This is a genomic window from Corynebacterium sp. HMSC05E07 (assembly GCF_001807225.1).
Lineage (GTDB): Bacteria > Actinomycetota > Actinomycetes > Mycobacteriales > Mycobacteriaceae > Corynebacterium > Corynebacterium singulare.
This window is the reverse complement of record NZ_KV788275.1, coordinates 25,755-52,600: the sequence shown is the minus strand read 5'-3', so window position 1 is coordinate 52,600 and position 26,846 is coordinate 25,755. Positions and strand designations below refer to the sequence as shown.

Sequence of the window (26,846 nt, the reverse complement as noted above, 5' to 3'; positions counted from 1 at the left end):
TGCTCCCCGCGTAAGCGGGGATGAGCCCGATGACCTCGAGGGCGCGGACTCACTGGAATGGTGCTCCCCGCGTAAGCGGGGATGAGCCCGGGCACGCGTACCCCGGCCTGAAGCTTGTGGAGTGCTCCCCGCGTAAGCGGGGATGAGGCGCGTCCATGTGTAGCAGTCATCGATGCTTCTCGGTGCTCCTGCGAGCGTGTGAAGTTAGCCCTGATGGGGTGTGTTCTGTCCGGCAGTTTGGTGTGCTGTTCGAAGGCTCTGGTTCTCGGTGGATTCCGGATCAGTGGCCCAAATGGGGGCTGAGCTTTTGCTGGTGCTGTCGCGCTTGTGGCACTGCTCGGCGCTTCCGAGGGCTCGGTGAGACCGAGAAGTGCAGCAGACTAGTGGGGGAGTCATTGCCGCAAATTGCTGTTTGAGGGTCCTGCCGATTAATGTTGCGGGGAGCGGATTCGCTGCTGAGTGTGGCGCGGCTGGCTGTGAGCCGGAGCGGACACATGAGTAATGAATACGCGGGGCTATAGCTCAGTCGGTTAGAGCTACGGACTCATAATCCGTTGGTCCCGGGTTCGAGCCCCGGTGGCCCCACCATCAGGCTCGCTGTCGAGCGTCGCCACGACGCTGGCGGGCGAAGCGAACCTCAATGCGAGAATCTGCGGGCTAGCAGTTACCATGACCCACATGAGTGTTGAGATGGACCCGTTAATCGAGTCGCTGTATTACTGGTCCGACATCATCGGAGTCCTTCTCATGGGCATGATCGGCGGCACCATTGCCCGCCAGCGCGGCTATGACATCGTCGGCTTCTTCTTCATTGCGATGTTCTCCTCCCTGGGTGGAGGCATGATCCGTGACGTGCTCATCAACCGCGGCACCGTGGCGGCGATGAGTCAGCCGGAGTACCTTTACTTGGCTTTTACAGGCGCAATCATCGCGCGCTTTGTCTACTTCAAGGGAAAGACCTGGGATTATGTGCAATCCCATGGTGATGCGGTGGTGTCGGCACTGTGGGCGTCGACAGGCGCGCTCAAGGCCATTGCCTACGGCCTGCCCTTCATTCCCTGCATCATGATGGGTGTGTTCACAGCGACTGGCGGCTCCATGATTCGTGACATTGCGATGGGCCGTGAACCGGCGGTCTTTGGTGACAACACGCCGACTGTTATCCCGGCAGTGGCGTGTGCACTGGTCGTGCTGGGGGCGGATGCCACCGGGTTCTTGGCCTACGGTGTCATTTTGGGCCCAATCGTGTCCTTTGTGCTGACCATGCTGGGCATCTGGGTGGGCTGGCGCATTCCTGCCCGTCAAGAGTGGGCGCCGGTTAATGACACTGCGGCGTATGTCATGGTGATGGCGCGCAAGGCGGAGAACAAGGGCCGCGCTGTGGGCCGTCGTCTGGAGCCGACCAAGCTCCGTGCGTGGCGGCATAACCAGATGGAGAAAGCACTGCAGCGACGTATTGAACGTGAAGTGCGCGCGGGTAAGCGCCGAGCAGACGCGACTATCGACGCCTCAGAGTTCCTCGATTCCTTCAATGAGGAAGTCGCCGAGATGTCTGCAGAGATGGCGGCAGCTTCTTCTGACGCCCACTCTGATTTCGGTGTAGACCTTAGCGGTGATTCCTACGATGCCCAGAACAGCGAAGGGCCTTCGCCGCGCGAGCTTCTGGACCGAATCTTGGCCGATGAGAAGCTTACAGATGAGCTGGTTGAGAAACTTATGCACCGCTACGAGAACCGAGATAATTAAAACCTGAAAAATAGGTTAAAATGGGTGCGGAAGAAAGGAGTCAAGGGTGCGATCTGTCCGGTCCGGTCTCAGCGTAGTGTTAGCTCTGGCCGTGACGTGCGTCGGCGCGGCGGCCGTTACAGGCTGCGCGGATGAGTCCGCACACGTCGATACTTCAGGACTAGACCTTATTACGACCGATATCTCCGAACCCCAAAAATCCCTCATCCCGGCAGACTCCAATGACGTTCCGGGTCAGACCATCATCAACTTGGTGTACTCCGGCCTGATGTATTTGGACAAGGACGGCAACCCGCACTATGACATGGCGGAGTCCGTCACCCAAGTCAACGACACGACCTATGACGTGGTCATCCGGGATGACGCAGTGTTTTCCGATGGCTCGGAGGTTGACGCCCGAGACTTCGTTGATACGTGGAATACGGCTGTACGCCAGTCACTGCTGTCGGCCTATAATTTCGAGCCCATCCTGGGGTTCCACGAGGGTCAGCAAACCATGCGCGGCTTGAGCGTAACGGGGAAGAAGTCCTTCCGCATTGAGCTCTCTCGCCCCACCGCGGGTTTCCTCGAGCGCTTGGGCTACTCCGTCTTCTTCCCCATGCGCTCTGAGGATCAAAATCAACTGACTGAGCGCGGCACGGATCCCATCGGCAACGGGCCCTACATGTTGGTCTCGTGGGAACGCGAAGAAGCTCTCACAATCGTGCCGAATCCTCGCTATGAGGGGCCGCGTACCCCGCAGAACGAGGGAATCAAGTTTGTAATCTATCCCTCAGAGGATCACGCTTACAAGGACTTGGTGGCAGGGAATCTGGACGTGCTTGTCCAGATCCCTGATTCCAAGCTGGCCACCTTCGAAGATGAGTTGGGTTCCCAGGCAGTAAGCAAGCCGGTGGGGTCCATGATGGAAATCACCATCCCGGCTAATGCCTCGAACTTCCGCGGCGAGGCAGGCCGTCTGCGCCGACGCGCCCTGTCTATGGCAGTGGACCGTGAGAAGCTGGCCCGCGAGGTCTTCTACGACACCGTAATCCCGGCCAATGGCTTCGTGGCACCACTTCATGGCACGATGCCACCCGCACCCACCGACGCAGAGGCGCTGACCTACCAGCCGGAAAAGGCCCGCGAACTCTGGGAGAAGGCAGAGAAAATGGATCCCTTTGAAGGGACCTTCAGCATTGCCTATAACCTGGATGGCAGCCACCAGAAGTGGGTCGAAGCTGTAGCTCAACAGATGACGGATACCCTCGGCGTGCCCTGTGAAGGTCGTCCCTTGGAAACGTTCAAGGATATGCGCCAAGAAGTCACTGCGCGCCACATCACGGGAGCCTTCCGCACCGTGTGGCAGGCAGAATACCCGGATGAATCTTCCTTCCTCGCACCACTGTTTGCGTCGTACTCGGCGGCAAATGAGTCCGGATTTAGCAACGGCGAATTCGATGATCTGCTCAAGAAAGCCGGCAAGGCCGCTTCCAAGGCTGAGGCCCACGAGTACTACGCGCAGGCCCAGGATCTTCTGGTGGACGCTATGCCGGCGATTCCGCTGTGGACCTCAAAGGCACTTGGGGCCTATGGCAAGGACATTGCTCCCGCTAGCTACACGTGGAAGCCCACGCCGAACTATTATCTCATTCACCGCACGTAATCGCTTCTTCCTCCAAGGCTTCTGGCAGGGTGCGCGGCTAGAGTTAGTGAAATGCTGAGGTACTATTTTTTCACCTTCTGGCAGGCCTTCATCGATCATGGCCTGCCGCTACTGGGCATGCTGCTCACCGTGCTTCTTATCCCCCGCGTGGGACGGCTGGCAGTGCGGGTTATCGAATCCCGCTTGGATGAGAACGAGGAATCAACCAAGGCGCGCTTAGCCTTGGCAGGCGCTCTGGTCTACGTTGCCCAAGCCGTGGCGTATTTTCTTCTCGTCGTGGCTGCACTCGCCAACCTGGGCGTACCTGCACTCGGTGCGGCCATCCCCGCAACCGTGGTCTCAGCCGCGGTCGGTTTCGGTGCGCAGAAAATCATCGGTGATTTCCTTGCCGGCTTCTTCATTCTCTCGGAGAAGCAGTTCGGCGTCGGAGATTATGTGAGCTTCGATGGCGTGACGGGCGTGGAGGGAACTGTTGTGTCCTTGACTTTGCGTACGACGACGGTGCGCACTCCCACCGGCGAGGTGGTTATGGTGCCCAACGGTTCAGCAGGCGTGGTGACAAACTATTCCCAGGAGTGGTCCCGTGCGGTGGTGGACATCGCCATCCCGGTCCATGAGGGAGACAGCCTTCCTGACATTACGGCTCGAGTGGAAAAGATTTCGGAGCACGCGATCCGCACACCGGATATTCGTGATGACGTGGATGGTGAACTCGATGTGCTTCCCGCTACCGGAATTGTGGCGCCGACCGTTGCCGGTCAACCCTGGCAGGTGAAGTACCGTGTCCTCGTGCGGGTCAACCCTGCCCGTCAGTGGGCAGTTGAACGTGCGATCCGCTCGGCGCTGCTCGCGTTCTTCTGGGATCTGTACAAGCTCCCCCATCCAGAGGCCATTCCGGATGAGTTCCCCTTGGATCGCACGGCGACAAACTCCGTGAGCACACCGACGGGCAGTGATACCCACGCTGAGACGTCGATAACTAGCTCTGTGCCGACCACGAACCAGCATGCCGCTGCTAAACGTGAGGATTCGGGGCAGGCATCGCAGGCGGTAGCGGGGGCTGTAGCGAATACGGACATGAGCACTGACAATGGGCCAGGCCGCCCAGCTTATTCGGGGCGCGACAAGGAAGACGAGCCGGATGAGCACACTCGCGGAATTTGGCGCGCAGATCACCCAAAGAACAAGTGGGACTATTTCTGGACCATAGGCGGACGAGTACGCGCGTCCACGACCGGCCTATGTGCCGGGCTTGCTGTTGTTGGCGCATTGCTGCTCGCGTCAGCAAACCCGGATGGCGTGGATGCGGGCTGGCTGTCGCCCTCGCGGTGGATGAATGAAATTGCCACCGCGGCTGAGTCCTCGGAGCAGCAGACCGCGCCTGAAACAGCCCCACGCGAGGCCTCGCAGGACGACGCACCAGCAGCGGAGCCCGCTGCGAGTGACAGGGAAGAAGGCACAGAAAACGGCGCGGAAGCCTCCCCACGCAACGAGTCGTCTGTGGCTCCACGACCAGAGGAGGCGCACGACGGTGACACAGCAGCCACACCTGCGGTTACTGAAGGAGATGACGGGTCACGCACGGGCGATGTGACGGATACCGTGGAATCGATTTCCCCAGACACCGCAGCGTCCACCGACACCGTCGAGTCAGCCCCTGCGAACTAAGCGGGGAACTCCCTAGGCGAACGCGGCTCTGTGAGAGACGCTCGGGAGAGCACATGAGAAATATGAGTGATAGGGATGCAACGCGGTGAAGCGCTACATTGTGTTTATCGCTACTCGTGGCGCATTCGTTAACGCCAGCGAGGACTATGACACGAAACCAACGCCTGGTTTGAATGTCATCGAGACCGCCTCGTGAACCGGAGAACCAGGTTTAAGCAGGTCCTCCACTCGCAGCCAGTGCATCTGTGCCTCCTCGCGGGTGATGGTGACAAAGCTGTAGCCGTGGCTGTCCAAGTCCACGTGATGGCAGTGCGGGTTCGCTGCGCGCAGGAGCTGCTGTGCGGTCTGTGAGACGGTGTTTCCCTGTCGCAGGTTGAGCGCCTCGTTGATATTGGGCGCCGAGACGGATGCGCACACCATTTCGGCCCCCACAACTCGGCTGCCTGTAGTGATGGCGTGGGCCCATTCGGTGTGAATGTCACCGGTGAGAAAAAGGGTGTGGGTGGGGAGGGCGTCGATAAGCGCACGGCGTTCGGCGGAGTACCCATCCCACTGGTCACCGTTGATGGGGATACTGGTGATGTTGTCCGTCAGTGCCGCAGCCACCTGCGCCGTCATGGAGTTCTCCTGTAGAGAAATGAGATTGAGTGGGGCGAACATGACGGAATTGCCCAGCACTTTCCACGTGGCCTGCGAGGTCTCAATCTTGCCCAACAGCCACTCGTACTGCTCCGAGCCCAGCATTGAGCGGCCTTCTTGGGCGAAAGCCACGGGATTCCAGGACACCTGCTCATCGCGGTAGGTGCGCAGGTCCATCATGGTCAGCTCCACCAAGTCACCGAAGGTGAGGGAACGGTAGAGATGCCCAGCCTCGGATGGCGCGGTGGCGCGCACCGGCATCCACTCGAAGTAGGCGCGCATTGCCGCTGACTGTCGCGCGGCCCAGCTGCCTTCCGTGGCGGGGCTGTGGTTCTCAGCGCCACCGGCCCAGTTATCGTTAGCTATCTCGTGGTCATCCCATACCACGACCCATGGCAGCGCTGCATGGGCTTCCTGCAAGTCCGGGTCGGTACGGTAGCGTCCGTAGCGCGTGCGGTAATCCGCCAGCGTTGTAATCTCGTGCGCTGGGTGGTGCAGGCGAACCGGCCCGAAACCGGAGTAGGCGCCGGAGCGATACTCGTAGATGTAATCACCCAAAAAGACCATGTAGTCCAGTTGCCCACCGCGGGCTCGCTGTGCGATGTCCCGGTAGGCGCTGAAGAAACCGGACTCCCAATTGGCACACGAGGCCACGCCAAAGGTGAGCTTGTCCGGGGAGGCATTCGCGGCGGGTGCGGTCTTGGTGCGTCCAATAGGGGAGGAGGCACCGTCTACGAGGAAGCGGTAAAAATACACCGTGTCCGGCTCGAGGCCGTGCGGGTCCACGTGGACGGTGTGGTCATGGTCCGCGGTGGCGTGGGCGTGGCCACGCTTGACGACGTCCCCCATCCCCTCATCCCGGGCCACTTCCCATTCCACGGTGACTGCTGGGCCCACGCCGCTGCCAGGAAGCGCCTCCTCCGTGGGTGTTACGCGCGTCCATAAAATGACCGAATCCGGAATCGGATCTCCCGAGGCCACTCCGTGCACGAAGGGGAGCTGTCCTTCCGGCGGCTCAACGAGGCCGAGGGAGGCGGAAGCGTTCGGATCTGCTGCGGAGGCGGAGGATGCGGCGAGTGAAGCGGCCGTGGCGGTGGCCAGGCCGGTGGCGTGCAGGAGGCGGCGACGAGAGAAGGAACGGCGCATGTTTCAAAGGTTTCTCCCCTGAAGCGTCTCCGCAACTTGGGGCGCGAGAATTCGCTCGCCGGTTAAATGCCGTTTTCCAGCCTGTTACGTGTGCTTTACCCCCGGGGTAGTGAGATTTCCTCGGCGGCGGTGTTACGGGATATAACAAGTACTTATGACAAAGTTCTCTCGCGCGGTTCTCGCCGCTTCTGTTTCTGTTTCACTGTCTCTTTTCGCCGTGGTCCCTGCTCATGCAGAGACTGGCGCTGTCGACGCGGAGGTTGTCGCTCCGGCGTCTACTGCCCCTGAGTCCGATGCTGACCCAACCTCTACCTCGAGCTTCGAGTCCCCCGCTAAGGACGACGCATCTGATGCTGAGGAGCAGCAGTCTTCTCAGGGGGAGAAGATCGCCCTCGGCGTGGGCATTGCTGCGGCAGTACTCGCAGCCGCCGCCGGAGGCGTGTTCTGGGCGGTTCAGCAGGGCATTATCCCGAATCCACTTCCTGGCGTTATCCCTTCACCACAGGCTCCTGCACCTGCACCTGCACCTGCACCTGCGCCAGCGCCGAAGCATGAGCCTGCTCCTGCCCCTGCTCCCGCCCCTGCTCCTGCCCCTGCTCCAGCGCCCGCACCAGCTCCGGCACCCGCTCCGAAGCCTGCTCCCGCCCCGCAGCCAGCACCGGCTTCCTATGGTCGTTGCCTCGATGTGTGGAACGCACTTGGTCGTCCGATTTACCCGAGCGATCCGGGTTTTCGTTCCAAGTTCGACAGAGACGGTGATGGCGTAGGCTGCGAGAGGGATCCTCGTTAAGCTAGAGCGCATGAGCGCTTTTTCTTCCATTGAATCGTGGCCCGTCGACACCGTTGCCGGTGCATTGCTGCACCGCGGCGACGTGGTGGAGCAGGTGGGTGATGCCACACGCCGCTTCCCAGTAGCGTCGGTGACCAAGCTTGTGGCTGCCTATGGGGTGATGGTGGCCGTGGAAGAAGGCGCGGTGGAGCTGGATCAGCCCGCTGGTCCGGAAGGCTCCACGCTGCGTCACTTGCTGGCGCATGCTTCGGGCGTGGGCTTTGATTCGCGTGAACTTCAGAAGCCGGTGGGAAAGCGGCGCATTTACTCTTCGGCGGGCTATGAGTGGGCCGCCGAGGTGGTGGAGAAGGCTACCGACTTTTCTTTCCCTGACTACCTTGCGGAGGGAGTGTGCGCCCCGCTGGGAATGAGCGCGACCACCCTCGAAGGTTCGGCGGGCCACGGTGTGGTTTCCACCGTTAATGATCTCGCGGCCTTTGCCCGTGAGGTGCAGTCCCCGCAGCTGCTTGCTCCCTCCACTGTCGACGAGATGCGCAGCGTACAGTTCCCCGGACTGCGCGGCATCGTGCCAGGCTATGGCAGCTTTAAGGACTGCACGTGGGGACTGGGCTTTGAAATCCATGGGGAGAAGGAACAGTGGATGGGTGGCCTGCCAACTGACGCCGTGGGGCACTTCGGCATGAGTGGCACCTACCTTTGGGTTGCCGGTGACTGGGCCATGGTGGCGCTGACTGACCGTGATTTTGGAGACTGGTGCAAACCGCTGTGGGCGGAGGCTAACACGGCGATCTGGGAGGAGTGCCAGGCGCAGTAGCTATGCCGTGCCGTGGCCGGCTGTGGGTGCAACGGGGGTAGTGGGGTACCTGTGGTGGCGGCACATAGCTGGTGCGTATGAGCATTAGTGTTGCGAAAGTGATTCGTGTGGCGGATTTCGGGGGAGAAGTCTCAAGGTGAGATTGAGATAGCGGGGGCTTAAGTGCAGGTTGAGGGTTGTTGAGGCTTAAGTGGCGGAGGAAAATTGTGGGCAACTCAGACGCACCGAAGCCACGTGCGGCTTGGCCCAAGGTTGAGCTCAGCGTGTGGCGTGATGAAGGCAAGTTCGTAGGGGAAGACGAAGCTCGTCTTGCGTCGGCGCAGGCCGGCGTGCCATCACACGGACGTCAAAGGAGACAAAGGAGTGAATCTACGCGTTCACCCGCAGCACGCCGACGCATCTGCGCCGGCCACGTCAGCGAGCCCTGTCGGCAGCCCCGCAGAAAGCTGGCCCAACCGCGCCCGCGGTGAAGTCGGCACAGCGGTCCTGCAGATTTCGGGCATGCCCCGCGGCCTGCGCCCGGCTATCGAGCGTGCCATGGCGCGCTGCATCCGCAGCGAGAGCGAATTCATCGTGCCGGGCGATGACCCACTCACCGCGCAGTGGTGTACCCGTTGGCGCCGCGATGCCGACTGGGACCCGGTGAGTGGAATGACGCTCGGCGGTGGCCCCAGCGTGGGCATCGGCTGCCGCCAGGTCCTTACCGGCACGCCCAGCGAGCTGGAAGCCCTAGGCCGCGCAGTAGAGATGCTGGCAGGGGAGTACGGCTTTAAAGGTGCAGTCCGGCGCGCGCTCTAGGCTCGTTTCACAGCCCTAGTCCTGAAAAGGATCGAGGATGCGCTCCGAGAGGTCCGCCACGGAATCGATGATGCGCGTCGGGCGGTACGGGTAGCGCTCAATCTCGCGGTCATCACTGATGCCAGAGCGCACGAGGATACTGCGCATGCCTGCCTCAAGGCCCGACTTGACGTCAGTATCCATCCGGTCACCAATCATCACGGTGTTCTCCGAGTGCGCGCCAATGTTGTTCAGAGCGCTGCGCATCATGACCGGGTTGGGTTTGCCCACATAGTAGGGCTCGCGGTTGGTCGCCGCTGTGATGAGTGCGGCCACGGCACCCGTAGCCGGCAGCACTCCCTGCGGTGCGGGGCCAGTGACGTCAGGGTTCGTGGCAATGAAGCGAGCACCATTGCGGATGAGGTTGATGGCCGTCGTGATGGCCTCAAAGGAGTAGGTGCGCGTCTCACCCAACACCACGAAGTCTGCCTCCGTTTCATTGAGAATCCAGCCTGCTTCGTGCAGTGCGGTGGTCAGGCCTGACTCGCCCACCACATAGGCGGTAGACAGGCCCGCCTGGTTCGAGAGGAAAGCTGCGGTGGCCGTGGCCGAGGTCCAAATACGCTCTGCCGGAATGTCCAAGCCAGTGTTCTTAAGGCGGGCGGAAAGATCCCGCGGGGTCGACATTGAGTTGTTAGTCAGCACCATGTACTCGATGTCATTATCCTTCAGCGCCTGGATGAACTTATCCGCGCCGGGAATCATATCTCCTTCCTTGATGAGCACGCCGTCCATGTCGGAGAGATAAGAAATCACGAGTGTTCCTCCAAATAATTAGCAAGTTCGCCCACCGTCTTCACGGAGAGCATTGTTTCTTCAGTCAGCCGCACCCCGCAGGCTTCCTCAAGGCGAATGGCCAGCTCAATGCGCTCAAGCGACTCCACCCCAAGGTCTTCCAAGAGGGCGTTGCGCTCCAAGCCCTCCTCAATTCCCGTGACTTTCGTGATAAGGCGGGTGAGCTCACCATAGGTATCGCCAGCGGAAGCAGAATCGGTGTACTCGGCCGGCTCGGAGCCAAAGCGGGCGGCCAGTTGTGCGGAAAGGTCGTTAGCCATGTGTATCAGTCTAGTATTGAAATGTCATGATTATTCGAGCACGCTCCTCCGCAATCGCCCGCAGCTGGGCGCGCCGCGTTCGCCCGCAGATGCGCCGCGTTGAGCACGGCGTCCATTCCCAACTGCATGATCTCACTACCGAGCCTGGTTTGACGCAGGTCAGCGCCACTGGCTTCGTGGACAACGAGGGCGTGCGCGTGGCCTGGTATGAAGTCGGGCCAGCGGATGCCGAGGTAACCGCGGTCTTTATTCACGGTTACTGTTTGTCGGCGGAGAGCTTCTATTCGCAGGTTGCGGATGTCCGCGCAAACTATCCCTCGGTGCGTTGTTTGCTTGTCGATGTCCGCGGCCACGGCCGCTCCACCCACGTCGCTCCCTCTGAGTGCACCGTGCGGGGCGCAGCCGATGATGTTCTCGCAGTTATTGCTGAGCGCGCCGCAACTGGGCCGCTGGTGGTGATGGGCCACTCCATGGGCGGCATGATTGCGCTCAATCTTCTGCGGCGTGCCCCACGTCAGGTGGCCCAGCGCATCGAGGGAATGCTGTTGGTCTCAACGTCGATGCAGCGCTTTGCTGCCGAGGGAATGGCCCGCATGTTGGAATCGCGGACCCTCGGTGCGATCTACAGTGCCTGCCTGCGCCTTCCCGATCGCATGAATCGCGCGCGCTTCGAGGCAGCAGCGGTGGTCACACCCGCGTTCGCCGCACTCCTGCAAGGTTTCCCGCAGATGGACAGCTTGCAGTTCCACGTCTCCATGCTGCTCGACACGCCGATGTCGAGCTACGCTGGCTTCTTTGATGACTTGGTGGAGCACTCCGAGTTCGGTGCGGCGGCTCGGCTCCGTGATATCCAAGGGGAAATCGTCGTGGGCAACTATGACATCGTCACCCCGAAGCGCCAGTCCGAGGTCATTGCTCGGCATTGGCCCGCAGCAACGTTTACCGCTATCGAGGGTGCCGGACACATGGTCATCCTGGAGGAACCACTCGAGGTCTCTAAGGCGCTGGGCCGTGTCCTTGACCGTGTGCTCGCTAGTTCCCGCTGACGGCGGCTGAGCCCTTTGCTGATAGCGGTCGTGCCCTTTGCTGTTGGCGGCCGAGCCCCGCGCGGTGGCTGAACTGCCCTATCTGCCAAAGTTGTCGCCCCTGCCTCAATTTTTGGAAGAAAAATTGTCAGGTAGGGCAGTTGCCGTTGTGGCTTTGAGCATGAGAATGCCCCTTCTGCCCGAAGCGGGACAGAAGGGGCTGGAGGGCGTGAAGCTTTTAGCCCTAAGCCTTAGTCCTCATCGGAGGAGGCGGCGAAGGTAGCCGTCGGGTCATCGATCTTCAGGTCGCGGGCAGCCTGCTCCACGACGCTACGCTCCACCTTGCCCTCGCGAGCCAGGCCCTCGAGGACGGCGACGACGATGGACTCGGCGTCGTTGTTGAAGAAGCGGCGAGCGCCCTCACGGGTATCGGAGAAGCCGAAGCCGTCCGTGCCCAGGACGATGTACTCGCCCGGCACGTAGGGGCGAATCTGCTCCTGCAGGTCCGTGGCGAAGTCGGAGACACCGATGTACGGTCCCTCAAAGCCCTTGAGCTGGGAGGTGGCGAAAGCCTCGGTCGGGGTGCTGCCCTTCTGCAGGGCCTCCTTGTTGCGGGCAGCGCCATCGCGGGCCAGGTTGACCCACGAGGTGACGGAGAACAGCGAAGCCTTGACGTCGAACTGCTCGGCCAAGATTTCCTGGGCACGCAGCGCCTCATAGACACCGACACCGGAGGCCAGGATGTTGGCCGGGATGGAGCCGGACTCAGCGGTGTTGTAGTGGTAAATGCCCTTGTGCAGGCCCTCGACGTCGAGGTTCTCCGGCTCGGCCGGCTGCTTCACCGGCTCGTTGTACACGGTGATGTAGTACATGATCGGCTCGTTGTCTTCGCCGTACATGCGCTCGATACCGCGCGGAACAAGGTGAGCAATTTCGTAGCCGAAGGCTGGGTCGTAGACCTCAACCGCTGGGTTGGTCGATGCCAGGATCGGGGAGTGACCATCCATGTGCTGCAGGCCCTCACCGGTCAGGGTGGTGCGGCCGGCAGTAGCACCGATGATGAAGCCGCGGCCCAGCTGGTCGCCGGCGGCCCAGAAGGCATCGCCGGTGCGCTGGAAGCCGAACATCGAGTAGAAGATGTACAGCGGAATCATGGCCTCGCCCTGGGTGGCGTAGGAGGTTGCAGCGGCGGTGAAGGACGCGGCAGCGCCGGCCTCAGAAATACCTTCGTGGAGGATCTGGCCGTCAGTAGCCTCGCGGTAGGAGAGCATGAGGTCATGGTCCACCGGCACGTAGTTCTGGCCGCGTGGGTTCCAAATCTTCAAGGTCGGGAACCAGGAGTCCATACCGAAGGTGCGGGCCTCATCCGGGATGATCGGCACAACGCGCTTGCCCAGCTCCTTGTCACGCATGAGCTCCTTGAAGGTTCGAACCAGAGCCATGGTCGTGGCCACATCCTGCTTGCCCGAGCCCTTGCGCACCGAGCGCAGCTTGGACAGATCCGGGGTGGTCAGCGTGGTGAAGTTCTCGCGGCGCTCCGGCAGGAAGCCACCGAGCTCCTTACGACGCTCCAGCATGTACTTGATTTCCGGAGTCTCCGGACCCGGGTGGTAATAGGGCGGCAGGTACGGATCAGCCTCAAGCTGCTCATCCGAAATCGGGATACCCTGCTTATCGCGGAAGAGCTTGAGATCCTCCAGCGTCAGCTTCTTCATCTGGTGGGTAGCGTTACGGCCTTCGAAGTTGTGGCCCAGGCCGTAGCCCTTAATGGTGTGGGCCAAGATGACGGTCGGGCGGCCGGTGCCGGCGTAGCTCAGAGCCTTGTCATACGCAGCGTAGATCTTGCGGTAGTCGTGGCCACCACGGCGCAGTGCCCAGATCTCATCATCGGTCATGTCCTCAACCAGCTTGAGCGTGCGCTCATCGCGGCCGAAGAAGTGTTCACGCACGTAGGCGCCATCGTTGGCCTTGAAGGTCTGGTAGTCACCATCCGACGTGGTGTTCATGATGTTGACAAGGGCGCCTTCCTTGTCAGCGTCGAGAAGCTTGTCCCAACCGCGGCCCCACACGACCTTGATGACGGACCAGCCGGCGCCACGGAAGAAGGACTCCAGCTCCTGGATAATCTGCGTGTTACCGCGCACCGGGCCGTCCAGGCGCTGCAGGTTACAGTTTACCACGAAGGTGAGGTTGTCCAGCTCATAGAGGGACGCCATCTGTAGCAGACCACGGGACTCCGGCTCATCCATCTCACCGTCACCGAGGAAGGCCCACACGTGCTGCTTGGAGGTGTCCTTGATGCCGCGGGTCTCCAGGTACTTGTTGAAACGAGCCTGGTAGATAGCATTAATCGGGCCAAGACCCATGGAAACAGTTGGGAACTCCCAGAAGTCCGGCATCAGGCGTGGGTGCGGGTACGAAGGCAGGCCCTTATTCTCACCGCGGGAGTGCTCCTGGCGGAAGCTGTCCATGTCCTCTTCAGTCAAGCGGCCTTCCATGAAGGCGCGGGCGTAGACGCCCGGGGAGGCGTGGCCCTGGAAGAAGATCTGGTCACCGCCGGACGGATCGTCCTTGCCCTTGAAGAAGTGGTTCAGGCCCACCTCGTAGAGCGGGGCAGCGCCAGCGTAGGTGGAAATGTGGCCACCAACGCCAATGCCCGGACGCTGTGCGCGGTGCACCATGATGGCGGCGTTCCAGCGGATCCAACGACGGTAGCGCTTCTCTAGCTCCTCGTCGCCGGGGAATTCCGGCTCGAGGGAGGTCGGAATGGTGTTAACGAAGTCCGTAGACGTCAGGGACGGCAGTGGAACACGCTTGGCGGTGGCACGCTCAAGAAGGCGCAGCATGAGGTAGCGGGCACGTTCCGGATCGGAAGAATCAAGCAGACCGTCGAGGGAATCCATCCACTCGCGGGTCTCCTCCGGGTCGGAGTCGTGCAGGTACGCGGCTACACCATCGCGGACGATGGGGAAGTTGGAGTCGCCGTTGACAGCGTCCAAATCAGCCATTGAATCCTCCTGGTTCGGGGTACAAAGATCTGTCACAAGGATACGCGTCTCTCACTAGGGAGACACGTCGAGGTCCCTTGTGGTGCTTTTACGGGGGAAAATGTCCACTTCTGGGGAGGAATAGGGGTGGTTCAGCGCGAAAATGTGCACGGCAGACGTTAAAATACTCTGCATGACAACGACGACTCCATCGGAAGGAACTCAACACGTGACCGGATCTGCGGCCAAGCTCGGTATCGAGGAGGGGCAGATCGCCCTCGAACTCGGATGGGACGAGGACTGCGATTCCACGATTTCCGAGTCCATTGAAGACGTGCTGGGAGAAGACTTCCTCGACGAGGAGACCGACGAGCTGTGTGATGTCGTGCTGCTGTGGTGGCGCGCTGAGGATGGCGACTTGGTCGATGGCCTCGTGGACGCCACCCGTCCGCTCGGTGATTCTGGCCGAATCTGGCTGCTCACCCCGGGTGCCGGCAAGCCGGGCAACCTTGAACCGGGTGAGATCTCCGAATCCGCACAGCTGGCAGGTCTGGTGCAGACCAAGGCTGAGCGCCTTGGTGAGTGGCAGGGTTCTTGCCTCGTGGCGCGCGGCTACACCAAGAAGCCTTAAACTTTTCACTGCTCAGCGGGCATTCTCGGTGTCGGGGGAGGCCCTGATTTGTTACTGCGGGTGCCCGTAAGCTAATCTTGTGCGAGCGCACCAAGCGCACTGCGGCTTTAGCTCAGCTGGAAGAGCAACTGGTTTACACCCAGTAGGTCGGGGGTTCGATCCCCTCAGGCCGCACCATTGTCATGAGTCGCGACATGCTTGACAGGTGAGTCGCGACATCGTTGACAAACCGGCATCTCAGTTTGTTTTGTTCTGGGGTGCCGGTTTCGCTTTGCCCAGAGCGCTGGAAAGGTTGATTCTGTTCCCGGAGGCCCTCCTTGCAGGAACCCTGCCGCGTGCGCGAGAAGCATCGGGATAGCCCAAGCATGAGCACGATGCCGCCTACGCTGAGTGGAGCAGGGGCTTCTTAGTCCTACCGGCGACACTGAGGTCTTAGCCTGCTTTGACGATGGCGAGGTTGCGGTTGGGACTGTTCATGGTGTCAAACATGTCCCGACTCACCTGTCAAGCATCATTCGACACGGTAAGGGTGGGCTAAGTGTCAAGTTTGTCGCGACTCACCTGTCAAGCATCAGGACTGCTCGCGCAGGAACAGGGTGTCAAATATGTCGTGAACTCGGACACCTCAGGCCGCACCATGTAAGCGCCACTTCCTACACTGCTAGGACGTGGCCCTTTCGCGATCTCACGGCTGTCCCACGGGGGACGGGGGTGACGCTAGAAGCGGTCTTGGCCGCGGTTGCGGATCTTTTCGTAGAAGTCCGGCTTGGAGGAGCCGTAGCGCGAGCGGGAACGGCGCGAGGAGGAAGCAGGGGAGGCCGGTGCTGTGGGCTGCGGTGCGGCGTCGGTAGACACCGCGGACCCAGTGGACGCAGGTGCGGAGTCGGAGGCAGACTCCAGCTCGGCTGTGGTGGGGCCGTCTACAGCGGCTGCAGCAGCGGCGAGAGCAGCTTCCTCCTCACGGGCACGGCGGCGCTCCCGAATTTCTGACCAGACGAAGTAGGCCAAGCCCAGGGGTGCCATGATACCGAAGGCGATCCACTGGTATCCGTAGGACAGGTGGTTTCCGCGGTCGAGCTTCGGCACTGGGAGAGCGTGAAGCTCGCCGGGCTGATCCGGGGAGAGTTGGAGGTAATCGTGGGCGAGGGGGACGCCGACAAGCCCTGCTATCTGCTCCGTATTGATGGAGTAGACCTGCGTGTAGCCCTGCTGCTCCGTGGGGGCGGACGTGTGCTGGGGTTCGTCCGTACGGGCCATGGCCACGATGGTGACGTTCTCACTGGGGGCCTTATCGATGTGAGGGACGGCGTTGCCCTCATCGGTGGGCATCCAGCCGCGGTTAACCAGATAGGTCGTGCCCGAGGTGCTCTCAAAGGGGACGAGGGACTGGAAAGCCGGGCTTGAGCCCACCGGGCGCAGGCGCAGCAGTACTTCCTGATCCGGCAAATAGTGGCCGGTGACCTCAGCGCGGGTCCATTCCTTGTTCAGCGTTCCCTCAGCGGAGAAAACATCCTCGATCGGCTGCGGGTCAGACTCATAGGCCTCTTCGATGAGGTGGTTGCGTTCCACAATCTGATCATCCTTACCCAGCTGCCATGGTGCGAGCACCGTGAAAGCGAAGTAGGTAAAGGCGACGACAATGATGAGCAGGATGACCCACCCAGGCTTGAGGAACGTCTTCAGCATGAGGACCAGTCTAGTCGCGCTGCTCGCGAATCCACTCGAGTAGGCCCGGCACGGACGCGTCGATCTCCTTGCGGGTGCGCTCAAAGTCCTCGTCAGTGCCGTAGAACGGATCCTCGACGCTGGCGTCCTCAGGAGAGTTCGGGTCGAAACTGCGCATGAGGCGCACCTTATCCTTAGGGATACCGCGCTCAAGGAGGGCATCGCGGTGGCCAGTGTCCATGGCCACGAACAGGTCGGCGTCCATGTGCTCCTCACCGAGCTGGGAAGCGCGGTGATTGGCACCATCATGGCCGCCGCGGCGCAGCTCGGCCACGGCGCGCTCATCGGCTCCCTGGCCAACGTGCCAGCCGCCGAGACCACACGAGGATACGCGGGCAAGGAGATCGAGCATGTCGGTCTCCATGGCATCGCGGGTGATGATTTCAGCCATGGGGGAGCGGCAGATATTGCCAGTGCAGACGAATACGATGTGGAGCTGGTTGTCGTTCTCCGGAGGCGTCATGGAGGGGACTCCTTAAGATATCGAGGGTGCGCTGGCGAACGAAAGCTAGGATATAGCAGCAACGCGACTGACGTGAAACCCACCTTCAACAAAGGAGCAAACGAGATGGCAGAACGCACGACCGTCGGTGACATCCGCCGCGTCATCCACGAGGCATACCCGCCAGAGCTCGCCGAGTCCTGGGATGCCGTGGGCCTGGTCTGCGGTGACCCCACGGACGAGGTGAGCACCGTGGCCTTCGCCCTTGACTGCACCCAGGAGGTGGCGGACAAGGCTGTGGAACTTGGTGCCCACATGCTCGTGGTGCATCACCCGTTGCTCATGCGCGGGGTGACCTCGGTTGCTGCTGATACCCCGAAGGGCAAGGTCATTCACACCCTCATCCGCAACGGTGTTGCATTGCTCTCGGCCCACACGAATGCGGACAAAGCGCGCCCGGGTGTCAATGACAGACTGGCAGAGCTCGTCGGCATCACGCCGGGTCGACCCATTGTTCCCGTAGAGCCGTATGACAACCTCGAGGAGGCGTTGGGGCTGGGCCGCGTGGGCGAGCTGCCGGAGGCCATCACTCTGCGCGAGTTCACTCAGCGGGTAGCCGATGCCCTTCCGGAGACCGAATGGGGTGTGCGTGCCGCCGGGGATCCGGAGCGGATGGTTAAACGAGTGGCCGTCTCTAGCGGTTCGGGTGATTCCTTCCTCGATAAGGCGGCGGCACTGGGCGTGGACGTGTACGTCACGTCTGACCTGCGCCATCACCCGGTGGATGAGCACCTGCGCGCGGCCGACCTGGCGGATCCGGAAGGCCCGGCCGTGGTGGATACCGCCCACTGGGCCAGCGAATTTCCCTGGACCGCCCAGGCGCGCGATATTGTGGAAGGCGCATTGCGCGTGAATACCGAGATTATTGATCTCCGCACCGACCCTTGGACGATTTCTGCGCAGAAGGAGAACTAAATGAAACTGTCACAGGACCTGCAGCAGACCTTGCTCGAGCTGGCCACCCTGCAGCGCACACAGGCGCTCGGTGGACCGCCCACCATCCCAGAACAAGAGGAGTACGAGAAGGCACAGGCCGCACACGCCCGGCTTGTCGACGCCTCCGGCTCCGCCCAACTCGCCGTCGATGACATGGAGCTGGAAATCCTCCGCATCCAGGCCGATGAGCGAAAGCTGCGCCAACGCGAGCGCGATGACAAGGCACAGCTCGGTGCTGCTACAGACCCAGAACAGCGCAAGGACCTGGAGCACGACCTGTACGCGGCGAAGTCCCGTATTGCTGATCTCATGAGCGAGCTGCAGGAAGCTCACAACGAGATCCATGCACTGCGCGCCAACCTGGACGTGCATGGCGCCAAGGTCTCCGACTCCGAGCGCAAGCTTGAGGTACTCAAGCGTGCGGCCGAGGCAGCGAAGGAAGCTGCTGATAACCAGCCGGACCCGCAAGAGCGCATCAACGAGCTGCGTGAGCAGTTGCCTGCTGAGGTCATTGAGGATTATGACACCGTCCGCGAGGAGAACGGCGTGGGCGCCGCTGCCTTCACCGGCCGCGCCTGTGGCGGCTGCTTCATCGTGCTGCCTCCGGCTGAGCAGAATGCTGTGCGCAACGCGGCTGCCGACGTTGTCCCGCAGTGCAGCGACTGCGGCTCCTACCTCGTGCGCCCTGCCTCATGAAACTCGTCATCTTTGCTGATGGCGGTTCCCGCGGCAATCCCGGCATCGCCGGCTCCGGCACCGCGGTCTACAACGACGACCGTTCGCAGCTGTTGCGGGAAATCGCCTACGTTGTAGGCCAGAAATCCACCAACAACGTGGCCGAATACCACGGCTTGCTGCGCGGCCTTGAGGCTGCCGTGGAGATGGGCGCGGACGAGGTGGAGTTCTACATGGACTCCAAGCTCGTGGTGGAGCAGATGAACGGGCGCTGGAAAATCAAGCACCCAGACATGCAGAAGCTCGCCATTGAGGCCCGCCGTCTGCTTAACCAGATTGGCAGTTACACCCTCGACTGGGTTCCGCGCGCACAGAACAAGGTGGCTGACGAGCTCTCCAACGTGGCGATGGATGCCGCCGCAGCCGGTGAGCCTGTCGGCATCGTCGGTCCAAAGAATTCTGACGCTGCGGCGACAACCGATGACACCGTGGGCGAGGAACCGGTGGGCGAGGAGGGGACGTCGGAAAGCACGGCGACCTCCACTGAGCCGGCCATAGGGCCCACTACGGTGTCCGACTGGCGCCCCGACACCGGTCCCGCGACCCGGTTTATCCTGCTGCGCCACGGCCAAACAGCCATGTCCGCTGCCAAACAGTATTCCGGCCGCGCCAACCCGGAGCTCACCGATCTGGGTAAGAAGCAAGCGCTAGCAGCCGCCCAAGCCTTGGCCGATACCCACATCGACGCAGTCGTGTGCTCTCCACTGCGCCGCTGCCAGCAGACGGCCTCCGCGGTGGTGGAAGGCCGAGACCTGCGCGTTGAAACTGTGGACAAGCTCATCGAGGTCGATTTCGGACGTTGGGAAGGCAAGACTTTCGCCGAGGCCGATGCCGCCGACCCCGAACTCCATGCCCAGTGGCTCACGGATACGTCCGTGGCCTGCCCCGGCGGTGAATCTCTGCGCGCGGTGCATCGCCGCGTCAGTGCCGCCCGCCGTGACCTGCAGAAGCGTTACGAAGGCAAGACGGTGCTCGTGGTCTCCCACGTCAACCCCATTAAATCCTTCATCCGCCAAGCACTCGACTCCGGCCCGCAGACCCCGAACCACCTCTTCTTGGGGCTGGCGTCTTTGAGCGAGGTTGAGTTCTTCGCAGAGGGCGGTGTCCTGCACCGATTCAACGATGTGGGGCATCTGGGCGCGCTGGGATAAACTAGCACCAGCGAATGAGCCGACCGGGTAAACGCGTCCTAGCGAACCGGCCCCCATGTGTGGGGCTAGGCGCGGGCCGAGGAAAGTCCGGACTCCACAGAGCACGGTGGTTGCTAACAGCAACCCGGGGTGACCCGCGGGCAAGTGCAACAGAGAGTAGACCGCCGCGCACTCCGCTACGCTTCGGCGCGGCGAAGTGGAGCGGTAAGGGTGAAAGGGTGCGGTAAGAGCGCACCAGCACCGTCAGCGATGGCGGTGGCTGGGTAAACCCCACTGGGAGCAAGGCATCACGGCCCGCCACGAATGCGGGCCCGATCAGACGTCAGTAGGTTGCTCGCCGAAGTCTGAAGGTAGCTGCTTGAGCCAACTGGCAACGGTTGGCCTGGATGGATGTTTACCGCCGCGCCGCGTGCGCGGTACAGAATCCGGCTTATAGGTTGGCTCATTCGCTCCTACACGTTAATTTTTTGGAACAATGGGGCGGCATGAAGCTTTATGCCGCACCGTTGGATTTCCGCGCCATCGCGGAAGAATTTTCCGTCCCCACCGACTTCCCGTCTGAGGTTTCCGCACAGGCCGCCGCCGCGCAGGATCGCTACGCAGACCAGCGTCGGGACGCCCGGGACATTCCCTTCGTCACCATCGATCCGGCCGGTTCCATGGACTTGGACCAGGCCGTGTTCATTGAGGCCCGCGATGGTGGCTACCGCGTGCTTTACGCCATTGCGGACGTTGCCGCCTTCATCGAGCCCGGCTCAGCTTTAGAAGAGGAGTCTCTCAAGCGCGGGCAGACCATTTATCTCCCCGATGACCCAGCGCGGCTACACCCGGCGGAGCTCTCAGAGGATAGGGCCTCGCTGCTTGCCGACGTCGACCGGCCCGCCGTCCTCTGGACCTTCGACCTCGACTCCGCCGGTGAGGTAGAGGACTTCTCGGTCGAGCGCGCCCTCGTGCGCAACCGCGCACGCCTTGACTACGACCAGGTCCACGAGGATCTAGAGAACGGCACCTTGCATTCCTCCATCGCATTGCTGCCACAGGTGGGCAAGCTGCGCCAGGCTTCCTCTTTGCGTCGAGACGCGATCAACCTGCGTCTGCCCTCCCAGCGGGTCTCCGAGACATCTGACTCGGGGCAGGCTGAGGAACAGGGACACTACGAGCTCATTATCGAGCCGCGCTATGAAGTCATGGACTACAACTCGGAAATTTCCTTGTTGACCGGCATGTGTGCGGGCCGACTCATGGAATCCCACGGCGTCGGTTTCCTGCGCACGTTGGCCGCTGCCACACCGGAGGCTGAAGCCGAATTCCGTTCCGAAGCTCAAGCTCTGGGCTTCTCGCTGGAAGGGCAGTCCATTTCAGAGTTCTTGCACTCTGTCGATGCTGATTCGCCCCGTGGCATGGCGGTCATGCGTGAAGCCCAACGCCTCTTGCGCGGCGCGGATTATGTGTGGCTGGAGGAATCCCCGGCTGATGTCCACGCTGGTATTGGTGGGTACTATGCCCACGTCACGGCGCCGCTGCGGCGCCTCGTGGATCGTTTCGCTACCGAGGTCTGCTTGGCGCTCAGTGGCGGCTACGAGATCCCGGAGTGGGTTCGCGAGCGCGCTGCTGCGGTCATTTCCACGATGCGCTCGACATCGCAGCTGGCCTCCCAGGTGGACAGGGCCTGCCTCAACCTCACGGAGGCTACCGTCCTCGCACCGTGGGAGGGCACGAACTTCGAAGCTGTTGTGCTCGACGGCAGCGAGAAGCGCGAGAAGGCCCGCCTCTTTGTACTCGAGCCTCCTGTGATGGGGGAGGCCGTGGGCCAGCCCGCAACCGGCAGCGAGACGACCGTGTCCCTCGTCAAGGCCGATGTAGCGGAGCGCGACGTACTCTTCGCTTGGCCGGCCGACTAGCTTTCGGTTACTGCCGGCGCGCCCGCGTTGAGCGGAACCACAAGCAAGCCATCTTCCGCCAAATCAGCGGCGAAGTTGGTGGCCTTGGAAGCAGGAACATAGGCGATGACCGCCGTCGACGTTCCGGCATGCGCCGAACGTGCTGCCACAGCACCGCGGGCGGTGGCCAGCTGGGCGAGCTTTTCGGCAGAGTCGAAGCCGTACACCGTAGCCAACGCTGACTGTGACTGCGTCAGCAGCGGGAAGAGTTCCATTCCGCGCCGGGACCGCAGCGCACGGGCCAGGCCCTGGGCACGATCGGTTTCCTCTGCGTAGAAAGTCAGCCATGCGGTGGCCTGGGGAATCGTGGGCTGATTTTCTGGCCCGTGGATTTTGTGGACGGCCGCCAGCCAGTCGAGAACGCGCTGCGGTGCGTCCGGCAACAGACGCAGCGATTCCGTGCCGAAGGCGCGGCAAGCGTCATCCACGAAGCGCTCGCGGGTGCGGATATCGGCGATAGCCTCTTCGCAGTCGAAGTCACCTGGTACGGCGAGCACACAAGCTGCTAGGTCCTGGTTGACTGGGTGCGGAGCCTGCGTGACGGAACCATCGGCATAGTCGATGATGGTGATGGATTCACCAGTTCCGCGCAGCGCTGCGGAATGGCGGGCGCGCAGAGCCGGGAAGTGTGCGAAAGTCCCGACTGCTTGCGAGCAGACCTCAGCCAGACGCGCGCGCAGCGGGGCGTCGTGCGGATCGTCAGCGCTGCCCAGCAGAGCGAGAGCCGTCGCGATGTCGATCGCTGCTGCCGCACCCAGTCCCGCGTTATCTGGGATGTCGGTGACCACCGTGATGTCCGCGCCGGTGGTCTCGCGGGAGAGCAGCTGGCGGGTGATCATTGTGTGGATAATGCCGCCTAAACGCGCGGCAAGGCCTCCTGCCGGTGCCGGGGGTTTCACCGGCTGGCCCTCAGAATCAACGCTGGGCTGCTGTTCAGCGGCGAGGGCGGAGACCTTATCCAACGTGATGAAATCCTCGGTCGTGCTGCCGTCAGCGTTGAGGCAGCGAACGGTGACGGTGCCGTCGTCACGTGGGCTGACTCCTACCGCTGCGCGCAGGTCCGACAGCCCCATGATGGCGATGCCGCCGTAGTGATCAATGTGCTCACCAATGAGCGACCACGTGGCTGGGGCACTCGCAATGTGAGCGGGCTCGGTACCGACGTTCTCATTGTGTGCGGTGCGTACGCGGTCGATGACCGGCGTTGAAGGGGCGGTCCACAGGGGCATCGGGGAAGTACTCCTTTGCTGGTGGCGGTATGTTCTCTGCGGCTGGGCAGGAGAGAGTGACCTGTTCATTCTAGCCGCATGGCTCACGAGGGGTCTGTAGTGTGGGGTGCATCGAATCGACGGTGCACTTTTCCGGTGACCGAAACCGGAGAGGTCTCCGCATTCCCCGATTCACAACGTAGAGATACGAGTCTCAGAATGGAGAAAACAATGGCTGACGCTGACAACAAGTGGTTCTATGACCCATCTACCGGTGAGGTTACCCAAGGCAAGGTTTCTGGCTGGGAGAACCGTATGGGCCCGTATGACTCCCGTGAGGCCGCCGAGCACGCCATCGAGATTGCTAACGCTCGTACCGCGGCTGCCGATGCCGAGGATGAAGCTGAAGACGACTACTAAAGGCCACAGCCACAGGCGCCACTGCCACAGGCGTCACTACTGACAAACACCTGACCCCGCTGCTCTCCATCAGGTAGGCGCTTAGTGCACCTAATGAAGGAAGCAGCGGGGTCAACCACGTCTCACGGGCCTGCTTAAAGCGGATTATCGAGCGGCGTTACTTTCGCAGCTTCTTGCGCAGCGGCTTAAACGCCGCCTTAATCGCCTTGAAGCTCTCGGCGTAGGCATCGAGCGCCTCCAGACCAATGGCGCGCTCTCGCTGGTAGAGAAGGCCGTAACCAAAGGTATCCTCGCCGCGCCGACGAGCAGTCTCAGCCAGCTCGATGAGCTTGTCACGGGATGTTACTGAGTCCTGAAAGTCACCCAACACCGACTGCATCTGCTTGCACGCCTTGTACAGGTTCTTGGTCTTGAGATTGGTAGCCGAACCTGCAGCCTCCGCAGCATAACGCAGCTTCTTAGCAGCCTTGCGCATGTCGTGGAAATATTCCTCGCGCTCATGCAGCGACAACTCGGAGTTGTCCCAGTTCTTCACCGCCTTCTTGTGGCGCTTTACCAACTTGTCGTATGCCTCGTTGAGGTGCAAAGCCATGACAGTATCGAGGTCATGATGCTCCTTATCCTCAGTCTTGGAGTGCTTGGTCTTAGTCTTCGGCTCGTCCTGAGACCCCTGGCCTTCCTGATTGTCAGCGGACTCCTGTGCCTCAGGGCCCACCTCAACGCTTGCATCAGTCTCAGCTTCGTCGCGCTCGTCGTCCTCACGAGCAACCGGAGGGTTCGCCAAGAAGGCGTCAAGGGCGTCAAGCAGATCGAGGTACTGATCAGAATCGAGTGCAGCGATAACGCGACGGTGAGCACGGCGGTAGTCACGGCCCATGTCGTGTGAAATGTGCTCACGGGTTGCATCATCCAACACGTCAGAGTCCTCCGACGCGAGGAGGTTCTGCCAGCGTTCTTCGACAACCTCTGCATCGCGGGCTACGCCCAGCATGCTGGCGAGTTCCTTGAGATCAGATTCCAGACGCTTAATCTCCGGACCCACCACAATGCCGTGGAAGGTCTGAAGGTGGCTGCGAAGCTCACGCGTAGCAACGCGCATCTGGTGCACGGAATCCCACTCATCGCGGCGAACTCGAGGGTCATACTCCACGAGCTTGTCACGGTTTGCTTTGAGTGCATTGACGACGGCTGCGGCGGGGGAGTCCGGTTCAACATTCGATACGGCGAGTGCCGGCGGCAGCTCCACGTTGTTGATGGAGTCCCCCAGGGCCGACTTCAGCTTGGAAGGTGAGGACGATACGCGAGCACCAGAGCTGATGAGTAGGGATGTGGCGTGGCGCAGGAAAGAGCCGCCCTCCTTGGTGGCGGGAAGTTCCCCTGCGAGCTCGACCTCCCACTCGCGCCATACACACTGGGAGCCGCCCGGTAGGAACGAGAAGGCGGTGACGTGGTCATCGCAGAACTCAGCGACCGGCTGATCAGCTGTGTCGACCAAGAGCAATTCCGTACGGTTGTTATCCACCTGTGCAATGGGCTCCAAAGAGTGATTGCGGACCACCGAGCGCACTTCGTGGATGAGCTCTGCCGGAACCTCATAGCGGCCGTCAACAGGCTCGCCCAATTCAGCACGAATTTCTGTACGTCCCGCCTCACCCGGGATCTTGATGTGCCATCCATCATCATTACCGCCTGTACGGCGGCGCAGAGTGATCTTGGCATGAGTGAGTCGAAGATCCGCAGTGTCGTAGTAAATCGCTGACATTGAGTGATGACGAGTTTCCGCTACCCGGGCGACCTCTTCGAGCTGGGTGAGATCAGGCACCGGCGTGGATTCATCCACGGCGAACTTTGCTTCGACTTCTAGGAACGTCTTGGGAGACATACACACACCTTCGTCGGGAGGAGGAAACTTTCTCAAAGAGCAGGAAATGCCCTTATATCGCTACATAGTTTACCTGGCCACAGGGCTATACGGGGTTGGAGTGGTTGCCTAGCGTGTTAGTTGTCGGCGTCCGTCCACTCCAGAGGAATCGCCGTTAAGATGAGATTTTTCTGCAGCGGAGGCCCCAGCGGACATGCCCGCGCGGCTGCCCATAGCCAGCGATATTGTCCGCGCATTTGGGAAGTGTCGGTCTCGGGCTGCTTCAGCGTCTAGCCGGCGCTGATCCAATGCATTGAAGGCCCGGTTGGTGAGTGCCAATGCGTGGGGGTCATCCTGGTGGGCAGAATCCTTGAGGTCTGTTTCTCTAGGCTCATGGGGTGCGAATGTCTTGTTAGCCTCATCGAGAAGCTCGCCGATCCGAGACGCGTACGACAGGATGAAGCTGCGGCGGTAACTCGCGAGGTTGCCGAGTTTCTGGGCATTCTCGGCATGCTCCCCATGGCGCATGTGCCAATCACATTGGCGCTGCAGAGACCGGAAGAGATCGAGCACATGTCGAAGATCGCCCTCGGTTCCGAAAATGGTGATGATTCCTTTAGGGTGAATCTGCAACGCGGAACAGCCGTTTCTATCAGCGATAACACTGAGCAATGTCGACTTGTGGTTGATGTAGGGAGCACTGATGTGAACCCGCCTGGACACGAACTCAGCTGCATCATTACTGTCAATCTCTTCCATTCGGTGTCGTTGCTGAAGGCTCTGAGCCTTAGCAATAAGCGCGCTCGCTTCCTCTTCGTAAGGCGTCGATTCGGCCTTCTTGAGGAGATTAGTGATTCTTGTGCGCACCTTGGCTTCTTTGGTTCTACGCGGTTGTTGAGCGCTCGACTCATCAATCAAAGCGTCAACGTCCCTTAACCGAGGCAGCCTCATGATTTCTGTAATGAACTGTTCGAGCTCGGTAGTGGTCATGCTCATGGACGTGGGTGGTTCGAGGGTTAGCCATTCCTTGCGTAGAACCGTAGAGGTGATTTGGGCTGGTACACGCCCAGCGGCACGGTAAACGATGGGGTAGCAGTATTTGCCTAGGACGTGGAGTAGATCTGCGGGAGACCACCCCTGTTGCGCGGCGACAATAACGAGATCGATGCCTCGGTCACTGAGTGCTGAGTGGTAAGAGTTCATGACTATCCTTTTGTGGTTGGTACAAATGTTCGCTTGTGTGGCCATTCAAGCATGTTGCTTCGACATAAGTCCCTGGGTTAGAAAATTCTTGCCCCCGAGATACTCTTGCGAGCAGGGGTAACGAACAGCGATGCGGGGGCAATCCTGATGACTTTCGGCTGGGGTGTACTGACCGCCGGTAG

The 26,846-nt window shown here is 61.2% G+C and carries 22 protein-coding genes, 2 tRNA genes and 1 other RNA gene; 16 read left to right on the top strand and 9 right to left on the bottom strand.

Going from position 1 to position 26,846, the window contains the following annotated elements; genetic code table 11:
- The first annotated feature begins 511 nt into the window (after window positions 1-511).
- From HMPREF3149_RS11780 to HMPREF3149_RS11765, 4 genes are all read left to right on the top strand, one after another.
- Window positions 512-588: transfer RNA gene (locus HMPREF3149_RS11780), tRNA-Ile, on the top strand.
- A gap of 81 nt (window positions 589-669) precedes the next feature.
- Entirely contained in the window at window positions 670-1,746 is a 1,077-nt protein-coding gene (locus tag HMPREF3149_RS11775) for a trimeric intracellular cation channel family protein (protein WP_371440989.1), read from the top strand.
- Window positions 1,747-1,792: 46 nt separating this feature from the next.
- Window positions 1,793-3,391, top strand: coding sequence for an ABC transporter substrate-binding protein (locus HMPREF3149_RS11770; RefSeq protein WP_070538375.1), 1,599 nt, complete (start codon window positions 1,793-1,795; stop codon window positions 3,389-3,391).
- Between the two features lie 51 nt (window positions 3,392-3,442).
- Entirely contained in the window at window positions 3,443-5,059 is a 1,617-nt protein-coding gene (locus HMPREF3149_RS11765) for a mechanosensitive ion channel family protein (RefSeq protein WP_070538373.1), read from the top strand.
- Window positions 5,060-5,203: 144 nt separating this feature from the next.
- Here HMPREF3149_RS11765 and HMPREF3149_RS11760 read toward each other — a convergent pair whose 3' ends face one another.
- Window positions 5,204-6,844, bottom strand: coding sequence for an alkaline phosphatase D family protein (locus tag HMPREF3149_RS11760; RefSeq protein WP_070538371.1), 1,641 nt, complete (start codon window positions 6,842-6,844; stop codon window positions 5,204-5,206).
- A 154-nt stretch (window positions 6,845-6,998) separates the two neighbouring features.
- On the opposite strand from HMPREF3149_RS11760, the gene HMPREF3149_RS13200 reads away from it, so the two are divergent.
- From HMPREF3149_RS13200 to HMPREF3149_RS11750, 3 genes are all read left to right on the top strand, one after another.
- The gene (locus HMPREF3149_RS13200; protein ID WP_083280870.1) at window positions 6,999-7,634 is read left to right on the top strand and encodes an excalibur calcium-binding domain-containing protein; all 636 of its coding nucleotides are present in this window, start codon (window positions 6,999-7,001) and stop codon (window positions 7,632-7,634) included.
- Window positions 7,635-7,644: 10 nt separating this feature from the next.
- Window positions 7,645-8,448, top strand: a complete 804-nt coding sequence (locus tag HMPREF3149_RS11755; protein WP_070538369.1) for a serine hydrolase domain-containing protein — start codon at window positions 7,645-7,647, stop codon at window positions 8,446-8,448.
- Window positions 8,449-8,811: 363 nt separating this feature from the next.
- Window positions 8,812-9,246: a hypothetical protein gene (locus tag HMPREF3149_RS11750; RefSeq protein WP_042531742.1), complete on the top strand. Its 435-nt coding sequence runs from the start codon at window positions 8,812-8,814 to the stop codon at window positions 9,244-9,246.
- Between the two features lie 15 nt (window positions 9,247-9,261).
- Here HMPREF3149_RS11750 and HMPREF3149_RS11745 read toward each other — a convergent pair whose 3' ends face one another.
- Window positions 9,262-10,041 (bottom strand): HAD-IIA family hydrolase, encoded by a 780-nt coding sequence (locus tag HMPREF3149_RS11745; protein WP_042531740.1) that lies wholly within the window; start codon window positions 10,039-10,041, stop codon window positions 9,262-9,264.
- On the bottom strand, window positions 10,038-10,340 hold the full coding sequence (locus HMPREF3149_RS11740; protein WP_042531738.1) for an acyl carrier protein: 303 nt from the start codon (window positions 10,338-10,340) through the stop codon (window positions 10,038-10,040). Before HMPREF3149_RS11740 ends, HMPREF3149_RS11745 begins: the two co-directional genes overlap by 4 nt.
- Before the next feature lie 26 nt (window positions 10,341-10,366).
- Here HMPREF3149_RS11740 and HMPREF3149_RS11735 point away from each other — a divergent pair, with 26 nt between their 5' ends.
- Entirely contained in the window at window positions 10,367-11,386 is a 1,020-nt protein-coding gene (locus HMPREF3149_RS11735; protein ID WP_070538367.1) for an alpha/beta fold hydrolase, read from the top strand.
- Between the two features lie 230 nt (window positions 11,387-11,616).
- On the opposite strand, the gene aceE is transcribed toward HMPREF3149_RS11735, so the two are convergent.
- Window positions 11,617-14,373, bottom strand: coding sequence for a pyruvate dehydrogenase (acetyl-transferring), homodimeric type (aceE, locus tag HMPREF3149_RS11730; protein ID WP_042531733.1), 2,757 nt, complete (start codon window positions 14,371-14,373; stop codon window positions 11,617-11,619).
- Between the two features lie 172 nt (window positions 14,374-14,545).
- Here aceE and HMPREF3149_RS11725 point away from each other — a divergent pair, with 172 nt between their 5' ends.
- Both HMPREF3149_RS11725 and HMPREF3149_RS11720 read left to right on the top strand, forming a co-directional pair.
- A complete protein-coding gene (locus HMPREF3149_RS11725) occupies window positions 14,546-14,983 on the top strand; it encodes a DUF3052 domain-containing protein (RefSeq protein ID WP_042531732.1) in 438 nt (145 codons plus the stop codon).
- A gap of 101 nt (window positions 14,984-15,084) precedes the next feature.
- A tRNA-Val gene (locus HMPREF3149_RS11720) sits at window positions 15,085-15,160 on the top strand.
- Between the two features lie 540 nt (window positions 15,161-15,700).
- Here the strand turns inward: HMPREF3149_RS11720 and HMPREF3149_RS11715 are convergent.
- Window positions 15,701-16,669: an SURF1 family cytochrome oxidase biogenesis protein gene (locus tag HMPREF3149_RS11715; protein ID WP_070538365.1), complete on the bottom strand. Its 969-nt coding sequence runs from the start codon at window positions 16,667-16,669 to the stop codon at window positions 15,701-15,703.
- 10 nt (window positions 16,670-16,679) lie between these two features.
- Window positions 16,680-17,171, bottom strand: a complete 492-nt coding sequence (locus tag HMPREF3149_RS11710; RefSeq protein WP_070538363.1) for a low molecular weight protein-tyrosine-phosphatase — start codon at window positions 17,169-17,171, stop codon at window positions 16,680-16,682.
- 105 nt (window positions 17,172-17,276) lie between these two features.
- Here HMPREF3149_RS11710 and HMPREF3149_RS11705 point away from each other — a divergent pair, with 105 nt between their 5' ends.
- The 5 genes from HMPREF3149_RS11705 (at window position 17,277) to HMPREF3149_RS11685 (ending at window position 21,933) form a co-directional block, all read left to right on the top strand.
- Window positions 17,277-18,125, top strand: a complete 849-nt coding sequence (locus HMPREF3149_RS11705) for a Nif3-like dinuclear metal center hexameric protein (RefSeq protein WP_070538361.1) — start codon at window positions 17,277-17,279, stop codon at window positions 18,123-18,125.
- Window positions 18,126-18,842, top strand: coding sequence for a zinc ribbon domain-containing protein (locus tag HMPREF3149_RS11700; protein ID WP_070538359.1), 717 nt, complete (start codon window positions 18,126-18,128; stop codon window positions 18,840-18,842).
- A complete protein-coding gene (locus HMPREF3149_RS11695) occupies window positions 18,839-20,032 on the top strand; it encodes a bifunctional RNase H/acid phosphatase (protein WP_070538358.1) in 1,194 nt (397 codons plus the stop codon). The genes HMPREF3149_RS11700 and HMPREF3149_RS11695 overlap by 4 nt, the downstream gene beginning before the upstream one ends.
- Before the next feature lie 15 nt (window positions 20,033-20,047).
- An RNA gene (gene rnpB, locus HMPREF3149_RS11690) (RNase P RNA component class A) lies at window positions 20,048-20,481 on the top strand.
- Window positions 20,482-20,517: 36 nt separating this feature from the next.
- Window positions 20,518-21,933 carry an RNB domain-containing ribonuclease gene (locus HMPREF3149_RS11685; protein ID WP_070538355.1) on the top strand — a complete coding sequence of 472 codons (1,416 nt, stop codon included), beginning with the start codon at window positions 20,518-20,520 and terminating at the stop codon, window positions 21,931-21,933.
- Here HMPREF3149_RS11685 and HMPREF3149_RS11680 read toward each other — a convergent pair.
- Window positions 21,930-23,201, bottom strand: coding sequence for a galactokinase family protein (locus HMPREF3149_RS11680; protein ID WP_070538353.1), 1,272 nt, complete (start codon window positions 23,199-23,201; stop codon window positions 21,930-21,932). The two genes, HMPREF3149_RS11685 and HMPREF3149_RS11680, sit on opposite strands and share 4 nt — an antisense overlap.
- Window positions 23,202-23,411: 210 nt before the next feature.
- On the opposite strand from HMPREF3149_RS11680, the gene HMPREF3149_RS11675 reads away from it, so the two are divergent.
- The gene (locus HMPREF3149_RS11675) at window positions 23,412-23,600 is read left to right on the top strand and encodes a hypothetical protein (protein WP_042531708.1); all 189 of its coding nucleotides are present in this window, start codon (window positions 23,412-23,414) and stop codon (window positions 23,598-23,600) included.
- A 157-nt stretch (window positions 23,601-23,757) separates the two neighbouring features.
- Here the strand turns inward: HMPREF3149_RS11675 and HMPREF3149_RS11670 are convergent, their stop codons facing one another.
- Both HMPREF3149_RS11670 and HMPREF3149_RS11665 read right to left on the bottom strand, forming a co-directional pair.
- Window positions 23,758-25,482 (bottom strand): CYTH and CHAD domain-containing protein, encoded by a 1,725-nt coding sequence (locus tag HMPREF3149_RS11670; RefSeq protein WP_070538351.1) that lies wholly within the window; start codon window positions 25,480-25,482, stop codon window positions 23,758-23,760.
- A gap of 108 nt (window positions 25,483-25,590) precedes the next feature.
- Entirely contained in the window at window positions 25,591-26,664 is a 1,074-nt protein-coding gene (locus tag HMPREF3149_RS11665; protein ID WP_070538349.1) for a DUF2786 domain-containing protein, read from the bottom strand.
- Between the last annotated feature and the right edge of the window lie 182 nt (window positions 26,665-26,846).

Coding starts and splice junctions, on each gene's coding strand:
- HMPREF3149_RS11775 (WP_371440989.1), top strand. CDS start 670: ATGACCCACATGAGTGTTGAGATGGACCCGTTAATCGAGTCGCTGTAT.
- HMPREF3149_RS11765 (WP_070538373.1), top strand. CDS start 3,443: ATGCTGAGGTACTATTTTTTCACCTTCTGGCAGGCCTTCATCGATCAT.
- HMPREF3149_RS11760 (WP_070538371.1), bottom strand. CDS start 6,844: ATGCGCCGTTCCTTCTCTCGTCGCCGCCTCCTGCACGCCACCGGCCTG.
- HMPREF3149_RS13200 (WP_083280870.1), top strand. CDS start 6,999: ATGACAAAGTTCTCTCGCGCGGTTCTCGCCGCTTCTGTTTCTGTTTCA.
- HMPREF3149_RS11755 (WP_070538369.1), top strand. CDS start 7,645: ATGAGCGCTTTTTCTTCCATTGAATCGTGGCCCGTCGACACCGTTGCC.
- HMPREF3149_RS11740 (WP_042531738.1), bottom strand. CDS start 10,340: ATGGCTAACGACCTTTCCGCACAACTGGCCGCCCGCTTTGGCTCCGAG.
- HMPREF3149_RS11735 (WP_070538367.1), top strand. CDS start 10,367: ATGATTATTCGAGCACGCTCCTCCGCAATCGCCCGCAGCTGGGCGCGC.
- aceE (WP_042531733.1), bottom strand. CDS start 14,373: ATGGCTGATTTGGACGCTGTCAACGGCGACTCCAACTTCCCCATCGTC.
- HMPREF3149_RS11725 (WP_042531732.1), top strand. CDS start 14,546: ATGACAACGACGACTCCATCGGAAGGAACTCAACACGTGACCGGATCT.
- HMPREF3149_RS11715 (WP_070538365.1), bottom strand. CDS start 16,669: ATGCTGAAGACGTTCCTCAAGCCTGGGTGGGTCATCCTGCTCATCATT.
- HMPREF3149_RS11710 (WP_070538363.1), bottom strand. CDS start 17,171: ATGACGCCTCCGGAGAACGACAACCAGCTCCACATCGTATTCGTCTGC.
- HMPREF3149_RS11705 (WP_070538361.1), top strand. CDS start 17,277: ATGGCAGAACGCACGACCGTCGGTGACATCCGCCGCGTCATCCACGAG.
- HMPREF3149_RS11700 (WP_070538359.1), top strand. CDS start 18,126: ATGAAACTGTCACAGGACCTGCAGCAGACCTTGCTCGAGCTGGCCACC.
- HMPREF3149_RS11695 (WP_070538358.1), top strand. CDS start 18,839: ATGAAACTCGTCATCTTTGCTGATGGCGGTTCCCGCGGCAATCCCGGC.
- HMPREF3149_RS11685 (WP_070538355.1), top strand. CDS start 20,518: ATGAAGCTTTATGCCGCACCGTTGGATTTCCGCGCCATCGCGGAAGAA.
- HMPREF3149_RS11680 (WP_070538353.1), bottom strand. CDS start 23,201: ATGCCCCTGTGGACCGCCCCTTCAACGCCGGTCATCGACCGCGTACGC.
- HMPREF3149_RS11675 (WP_042531708.1), top strand. CDS start 23,412: ATGGCTGACGCTGACAACAAGTGGTTCTATGACCCATCTACCGGTGAG.
- HMPREF3149_RS11670 (WP_070538351.1), bottom strand. CDS start 25,482: ATGTCTCCCAAGACGTTCCTAGAAGTCGAAGCAAAGTTCGCCGTGGAT.
- HMPREF3149_RS11665 (WP_070538349.1), bottom strand. CDS start 26,664: ATGAACTCTTACCACTCAGCACTCAGTGACCGAGGCATCGATCTCGTT.